General features: G+C 66.7%; 5 protein-coding genes and 2 pseudogenes. 4 read left to right on the top strand and 3 right to left on the bottom strand.

Features of this window, described 5'->3' with window-relative positions; all coding sequences use genetic code 11:
* Nucleotides 1–206: 206 nt before the first annotated feature.
* From QSJ18_RS19445 to QSJ18_RS19435, 3 genes are all read left to right on the top strand, one after another.
* Nucleotides 207–1,400, top strand: a complete 1,194-nt coding sequence (locus QSJ18_RS19445) for a phosphotransferase (protein ID WP_286328298.1) — start codon at nt 207–209, stop codon at nt 1,398–1,400.
* 4 nt (nt 1,401–1,404) lie between these two features.
* Entirely contained in the window at nt 1,405–2,007 is a 603-nt protein-coding gene (locus tag QSJ18_RS19440; protein WP_286328297.1) for a TetR/AcrR family transcriptional regulator, read from the top strand.
* Between the two features lie 112 nt (nt 2,008–2,119).
* Nucleotides 2,120–2,758 carry a TetR/AcrR family transcriptional regulator gene (locus QSJ18_RS19435; RefSeq protein ID WP_286328296.1) on the top strand — a complete coding sequence of 213 codons (639 nt, stop codon included), beginning with the start codon at nt 2,120–2,122 and terminating at the stop codon, nt 2,756–2,758.
* Between the two features lies 1 nt (nt 2,759).
* Here QSJ18_RS19435 and QSJ18_RS19430 read toward each other — a convergent pair whose 3' ends face one another.
* From QSJ18_RS19430 to QSJ18_RS19420, 3 genes and pseudogenes are all read right to left on the bottom strand, one after another.
* A complete protein-coding gene (locus QSJ18_RS19430; protein WP_286328295.1) occupies nt 2,760–3,047 on the bottom strand; it encodes an oxidoreductase C-terminal domain-containing protein in 288 nt (95 codons plus the stop codon).
* Nucleotides 3,048–3,228: 181 nt separating this feature from the next.
* Nucleotides 3,229–4,418, bottom strand: a pseudogene (locus tag QSJ18_RS19425) (acetyl-CoA acetyltransferase).
* Between the two features lie 3 nt (nt 4,419–4,421).
* Complete coding sequence (locus QSJ18_RS19420; protein ID WP_462476120.1) at nt 4,422–5,579, bottom strand: OB-fold domain-containing protein; 1,158 nt, start codon at nt 5,577–5,579, stop codon at nt 4,422–4,424.
* Between QSJ18_RS19420 and QSJ18_RS19415 the strand changes: the two are divergent.
* Nucleotides 5,547–6,428 (top strand): annotated as a pseudogene (locus tag QSJ18_RS19415) (phytoene desaturase family protein); the annotation flags it as partial. The gene QSJ18_RS19420 and the pseudogene QSJ18_RS19415 sit on opposite strands and share 33 nt — an antisense overlap.
* Nucleotides 6,429–6,452: the final 24 nt, after the last annotated feature.

Below are 6,452 nucleotides of genomic sequence, written 5' to 3'. Positions count from 1 at the left end.
GCGGGGGGGGGGGGGCCGGGGGGGGGGGCCCCCCCCCCCCCGACGGCAATCGACATCACGGATCTGACCTTTCACCTCATCGCATTCACTCCATCGGTTCCCAACGATTCGAATTTAGACTAGATTAATCGGGTGAAGACCTCGCCGGTCTCGGTCGATCATCCGGTAGACCGAATTGGCGAGTTCCACCAGAGTTTGGAGTGACCATGCGTGCACAACTGGCCATGGGGCGCGACGTCGCCAGGGTCGCATCGGCCACCGCGATGGAACGGATCCGCGGTCGGCGTCCGGTCACCGACCCGCACCAGGTCCCGGCCACGGTCGAGCAGATCACCGCCGAATGGCTGACGGCCGTCCTCGGTGGCGGGGTTCCCGACGCCGCGGTCACCGAGTTCGCACTCGGCAGCGGATCGGACGGCACGAGTTCGCGCCGCGCGATCACACTCGCGTGGAACGCCGCGGGCACCGACGCCGGACTACCCGCCGACGTGTACTCGAAGTCGACTCCGACACTCGTCAACCGGCTGCTGGTCGGCATCACCGGCGCGGCCGGCTCCGAGGCCCTGTTCTACAGTTTGATCCGACCGCACCTCGACATCGGCGCCCCACTCGGCTACCACGGCGGATGGGACGCGCGCACCTGCCGGTCGATGGTGCTGACCGAGGACATCGCCGCCACCCGGGGCGCGAAGTTCGCCGACGCCGCGACCCGGCACGTGGACCGGACGGGGGCCGAGTCGATGATCGCCGAACTCGCGCGGTACCACGGCGGCCTGTGGGAAGACCCGCGCCTGGCCGGCGAGTGGGGGCTCCTCCGGGCCGATGACTGGCAGCGCACATTCAATTCGAGGATCGGTTTCGACCGCGGCGCGATGGCTGCGATGCGGCTGCTCGACGACGAGATCCCCGCCGAGCTGTTCCGCCGGAAATCCGAGCTGCGCAGCGGTCTGATGCGTTCGCTCGATCACAACGTCGTCGGCCCGCAGACCCTGCTTCATCAAGATGTCCATCCGGGCAACTGGTTCGAGCTGCCCGACGGTTCACTGAACCTCTACGACTGGCAGGGCATCGGACGCGGCGGCTGGGCCCTCGACGTCGGCTACGCCATCAGCACCGCGCTCGACGTCGAGGACCGGCGGGCGTGGGAACACGATCTGCTGGAGCTGTACGTCGACAAACTCGCAGAAGTCGGCGGGAAACCCCCGACCGTCGACGAGGCCTTTCTCGCCTATCGCCAGCAGATGTTCCGCGGCTTCATCTTCTGGACCTACACCTATCTGGTCGGCAAGGTCTCCCAGCTGCAGACCGAAGCACACGTCCGCACGCTTGTCCGTCGATCCGCCCAGGCACTCGTGGACCTCGACTCGCTGGACAGCCTCGACCGCGCACCGCGGTGGTGACCGCATGACCCTCGACGTGAATCCGATGAGTCCGGCCGGATCCGAGGCCAAGGAACTCAAGTCCGCCCGAACCCGCGCCCGCATTCTCGACGCGGCGGCCCGGGTGCTCAGTGAGAAGGGCTACGCGGGCACCCGGCTATCCGATGTCGCCGCCGTGGCCGAACTCCGTTCCCCCGCCATCTACTACTACTTCGACTCGCGTGAAAGCCTCATCGAAGAGGTCATGTGGTCGGGAATCGCCCAGATGCGACAGCGCCTGGAAGCAGTGCTGGATGCCGTGGGGCCCGAACAGACGCCGATGGAACGCATCATGATCGCAGTGGACACCCACCTGCGTCATGAGTTGGAGGCGTCGGCCTACACCACCGCATCCATCCGCAACGCCGGACAGGTCCCCGAGCGTATCCGGACCCGACATACCGATGAATCGCAACGCTACGGGGCGATCTGGCGAGATCTGGTCCGGGCGGCCGCCGACGAGGGCGAGATCCGGCCCGACCTCGACCTCTACATGGCCCGGATGCTGGTCCTCGGCGCCCTGAACTGGGCCGCTGAATGGTGGACGTCCTCACGGGGCTCGGTGGACACCGTCGTCGCGACCGCATAGTCGATCATCCGCCGCGGACTGACGCCGGGGTAGCCACCATCTGCGCGCCACGCGCGATGTCACGCCGGGCGGGTCCACCACAATCTTTCAATGCCGATTAAAATCGCCAGGCATGCCACCACGTAAGCCGCGAGCCACCACCGTCCAGTCCGAGACACGTGCGGTGCCGAAGTCCGAGTTGACGCGTGCACGCATCCTCGACGCCGCGGCCACGGTGCTCAGCCGCAAAGGATTTGCCGGTATGCGCCTGACCGACGTGGCCGAGGTCGCCGAGTTGCAGGCCCCCGCCATCTACTACTACTTCGACTCGCGCGAACATCTCGTCGAAGAGGTTATGTGGGCCGGCCTCGCCGAGATGCGTGAACATCTGGTCAAGGTTCTGGCGGCATTGCCCGACGGCACCGACCCGCTGGAGAAGATCCTGGTCGCCGTCGAAGCACACCTCCGCCATGAACTGGAGATCTCGGCGTACACGACCGCATCGATCCGGAACGCGGGACAGCTGCCCGAGCATGTCCGGAAACGGCAGGCGGCCGAAGAGGTCAAGTACGGCAAGGTGTGGAGGTCGCTGATGACCGACGCCTACGAGGAGGGTTCGATCCGCCAGGATCTGGACCTCTACATGGCCCAGATGCTGGTACTCGGCTCACTGAACTGGGCCGCCGAGTGGTGGACGCCGCGCCGCGGGTCCATCGACAAGGTCGTCGCAAACGCGCAGAACTTCGTGCGCGGCGCGCTCACCCCCGACTGAGTCAGGAGGCCGGGACGGCCGCCCGGCGCTTCTCCGCGAACGCCAGCGCGTCCTCCCACGACGCACCCTTCGTGATCATCACCCGGTACTTCATGATCACCGTCTGACCGTTCACGGTGAGCGCGCCGATCAGGCGATCGCCACGCCGGTACAGGGCCACCCACTTCTCGCTCTGGCCGGGGTCACCGTCGACCACGACGACCTCGTCGGCCTCCGGCGACCCGACGAACTGAATGCGCGCGTCGTACCAATCCGACCAGAAGTAGGGCACCGTGCCGTACGGTTTCACAAATTCCCAGCCCCGTGCACTTACCGAAATCAACCGTGACCTTCATTGTTGCCCACCACCTCGTGTCTGGTCTCCATGCCGTCGGGCGTTGGAGTTCTCTCGTTGGAACGTTTTTACTTGAACGTAAACTCAAATACGTTGGCAAGGCCTGGCGCGGATCCCGCACCGGCCACCCGTCCGATCAACCGCGTTCACTGCCGACGACCGAGACGAACGAGACGCACGCACCGGGTCGTCCGCCCAGATTGTGGGTGAGCGCCAGCCGTGGATCCGCCAGCTGACGTTCCCCAGCCTCACCGCGCAACTGCAGCCACGTCTCGTACAGCATTCGCAATCCGCTCGCCCCGACTGGGTGGCCGAAGGATTTCAGTCCGCCGTCGATGTTGACGGGAAATCCACCGTCCGAGTCGAATTCACCCGCGAGGACATCCTTGACGGCGACACCCGGAGCGGAGAAGCCCAGGTCCTCCATGAGGACGATCTCGGTCGGGGTGAAGCAATCGTGCACTTCGGCGAAGGACAGCTCGGCGCGGGGCGAGGTGATCCCGGCCTGCGCGTAGGCATCTCGCGCGGAGGCCACGACCTCCGGGAAGGTGCTGAAGTCGTATGCCTGATCGACCGCACCACGCCCCGGCCCCGCCGCCAGCGCGAGGGCCTTCACGAAGATCGGCCGGTCGGTGTAGTCGTAAGCCTCCTCGGCGCGCACGATCAACGCGGCTGCCGCACCGTCGGACACCCCGGAGCAGTCGAAGACACCCAACCGTCCGGCGACCTTGGGCGCACTCTCGATCTTCGCCTTCGGAACCTCGGAACGAAACTGCGCCTTCGGATTACGCGCACCGTTGACGTGATTCTTCCATGCCACGTGGGTCATCGCCGCACGCATCTGCGCCGGATCGACCCCATACCTGGCGCAATACGCCGGATCGAGCATGGAGAACGCGGCCGGTGCGGTCAGCGACAATTCCGATGCCGTCCCATCGCCGGGCGGATCGCCGCGGAGCAGACCCGAGAAGCCCGAGTCCTTGAGTTTCTCGACACCGATCGCCATCACCCGGTCGTAGGCCCCGGCAGCGACCGCATAGCAGGCGTTGCGGAAGGCCTCCGACCCGGTGGCGCAATAGTTCTCCACCCGGGTAACCGGCTTGTTCTCGATGCCCACGGCCCGACTGAGCGTGAGGCCCGACTGCCCGAACCCAGGGTTCCCAGCCAGAACGCGTCCACGTCGTCGAGCGACAGTTCGGCGCCGGCCAGCGTCTGCCCCATCGCATCGATCAGCAGATCGTCGGTCGAGGTGTCCCAGAGTTCCCCGAATCGCGTGCATCCCATCGCGACGATCGCGACCTGGTCGGCAGTTCCATGCTGCGCCATGCCTCAGCCCTCCCGTGTTCCCGAATCATCGATGGGGTTCTCGTCGACCTGGATGGCCTTCCAGAAATAGTTGTGCACGCCTTCGGCGGTGTACAGGCGCCGGAACACCAGTTCCACCCGGTCCCCGATCGCGAGTACGTCCGGCCGTGCATCGGCGACTTCCAGGGTGGTCCGACCACCGCCGTCGAAGTCGATGACGGCTACCACGACCGGCGGAGACGGTGAGTAGGCGAGATGGTCGACGGTGAAGGTGGCGACCCGGCCGGCCAGTGTCGCGGCGGCCATCGGTTCACCCGCGTCGGCGGTTCCGCACTCCCGGCACACTCGCGCAGGCGGGAGATGGATGAATCCGCATTCCAGACAACGAGATCCGACGAAGCCATACTTCCAGCCCACGGCGCGTGCCGACGGGGCCCCGGCCGGGCGCGCGGGCTCCGGGCGGCGTGGCGGCTCGAACTCGAGAATCCCGCGCCACGCCAGATATCTGGGATACGCCACCGAGTTGGAGGGTTTCGCGAGTTGCGCGGCGGGTCCGGTCGGTCGCGCGGCGGCCGACAGCGCGCCGGTCGTCCGCAGCACGAGCGCATCCACCCCGTCCGCAGCAGACACGAGGAGGATCGTCTCATTCGGCCCGGCTCGGTCCAGCACGTCGGCGACCGCGATCAACGGGTCGACGGCACCGGCAAATCCGACCGGTGATCCGGAGGTCGAGAGCACGCCCTTGACCAAGGTGGACGCCCGCTTCGCGACGGCTGTGTTGGGGCTGACCACGACGACGTGGTCGGCCTGCGCGACACCTGCGTCGTCGAGCACCCGAGCCGACGCGGACCTGATCAGTGCGGCATAGCGTTCGAACCCGAACCGCTCCTCCCACGAACTGCCCCAGTCAGCCCCGGGCAGGCGCCAGCGATCGAGGATCTCCTCGGTCTGGCCGACATATGCGATGATCTCGGCCAACCCGGGCAGATCCACCGTTGGCGCCCCGACCAGCACTGCCGCGCCAACGTCGGCGCCCCCGCGTTCGTCCGCCGAACCGGGCTGTCCCACACGGACATCGCCGCCCACGATCAGAGTGGTCAGCGCTGTGTTCGCACGCAGCCGGGCCATCGCCGTGCGACCGGTGCCGATGGCGTGCGCATCCACGGCGGTGCCGAGATCCACGCTCGCCGTGCAGTTCTCACCGCATGCAGCCCCAGACCACGCTCACTCGCCTCCTTCCGCGTGGCGTCCTGGAGCCCAAGAAGCAGAACGCGGCCGACCACATCCCGACCCGTTAAGCGCGGCATCGCCGACGCCAAGGTGAACGTCGCGCTCAGCGGCAAGATCGACATGTCCAAGCATGAGAAGTGGCGTGGCGACGGCATCGACCTGCGCGTGGCCTGCAACTGCTACCACACCTACGAGCAGGCCCTGGAAGCCGCGAAATCGTGTGTGCGCGGCGAAGTCCCCGAGGCTATTCCGGGTCTGGCGCAGGTCACCAATGCCTTCGACCCGTCGATGTCGCCGGAAGGCAAGGACCTCTGGTGGTTCTGGACCGGCCTGACCCCGTCCTTCCCCGAGGAAGGCTGGGACGTCGCCCGCAAGAAGATCACCGACAGCATCATCAAGGACGCCGACGAGTACTACAAGGGCGTCGAAGACCTTCAGGTCGCGGTGCGGCCGCTCGTGCTGCCGGATATCGAGGAGCGCTTCTGGGCGATCGACGGTTCGGTTTACCACGTCGACCCGACCATCAGCCGTTTCGGCCCGAACAAGCCCGTCGCCGGATTCGCCGGCTACAAGACCCCGGTCGACGGGCTGTACCTGACCGGCTCGGGCACCCACCCGGTCGCCGGCATCAGCGGCATGCCCGGACAGAACGCCGCGCGCACCATCCTCAAGCACCTCAAGATCGAGGACAAGGGTGGCCGCTTCGGCGTCCTCAAGGACAAGCTGACCAACCGGACCCGCAAGAGCGACGACCCGTACTCCAGCGGCCAGAACGATCCGTTCCCCGGAACCGTCGGATAGTTCCTGCCGACGAAATCACCCACG

It is taken from the genome of Gordonia heveisoli (genome assembly GCF_030315745.1).
In the GTDB taxonomy this organism is placed as follows: domain Bacteria; phylum Actinomycetota; class Actinomycetes; order Mycobacteriales; family Mycobacteriaceae; genus Gordonia.
This window is presented reverse-complemented; position numbering and strand designations above follow the sequence as displayed.

Coding starts and splice junctions, on each gene's coding strand:
- QSJ18_RS19445 (WP_286328298.1), top strand. CDS start 207: ATGCGTGCACAACTGGCCATGGGGCGCGACGTCGCCAGGGTCGCATCG.
- QSJ18_RS19440 (WP_286328297.1), top strand. CDS start 1,405: ATGACCCTCGACGTGAATCCGATGAGTCCGGCCGGATCCGAGGCCAAG.
- QSJ18_RS19435 (WP_286328296.1), top strand. CDS start 2,120: ATGCCACCACGTAAGCCGCGAGCCACCACCGTCCAGTCCGAGACACGT.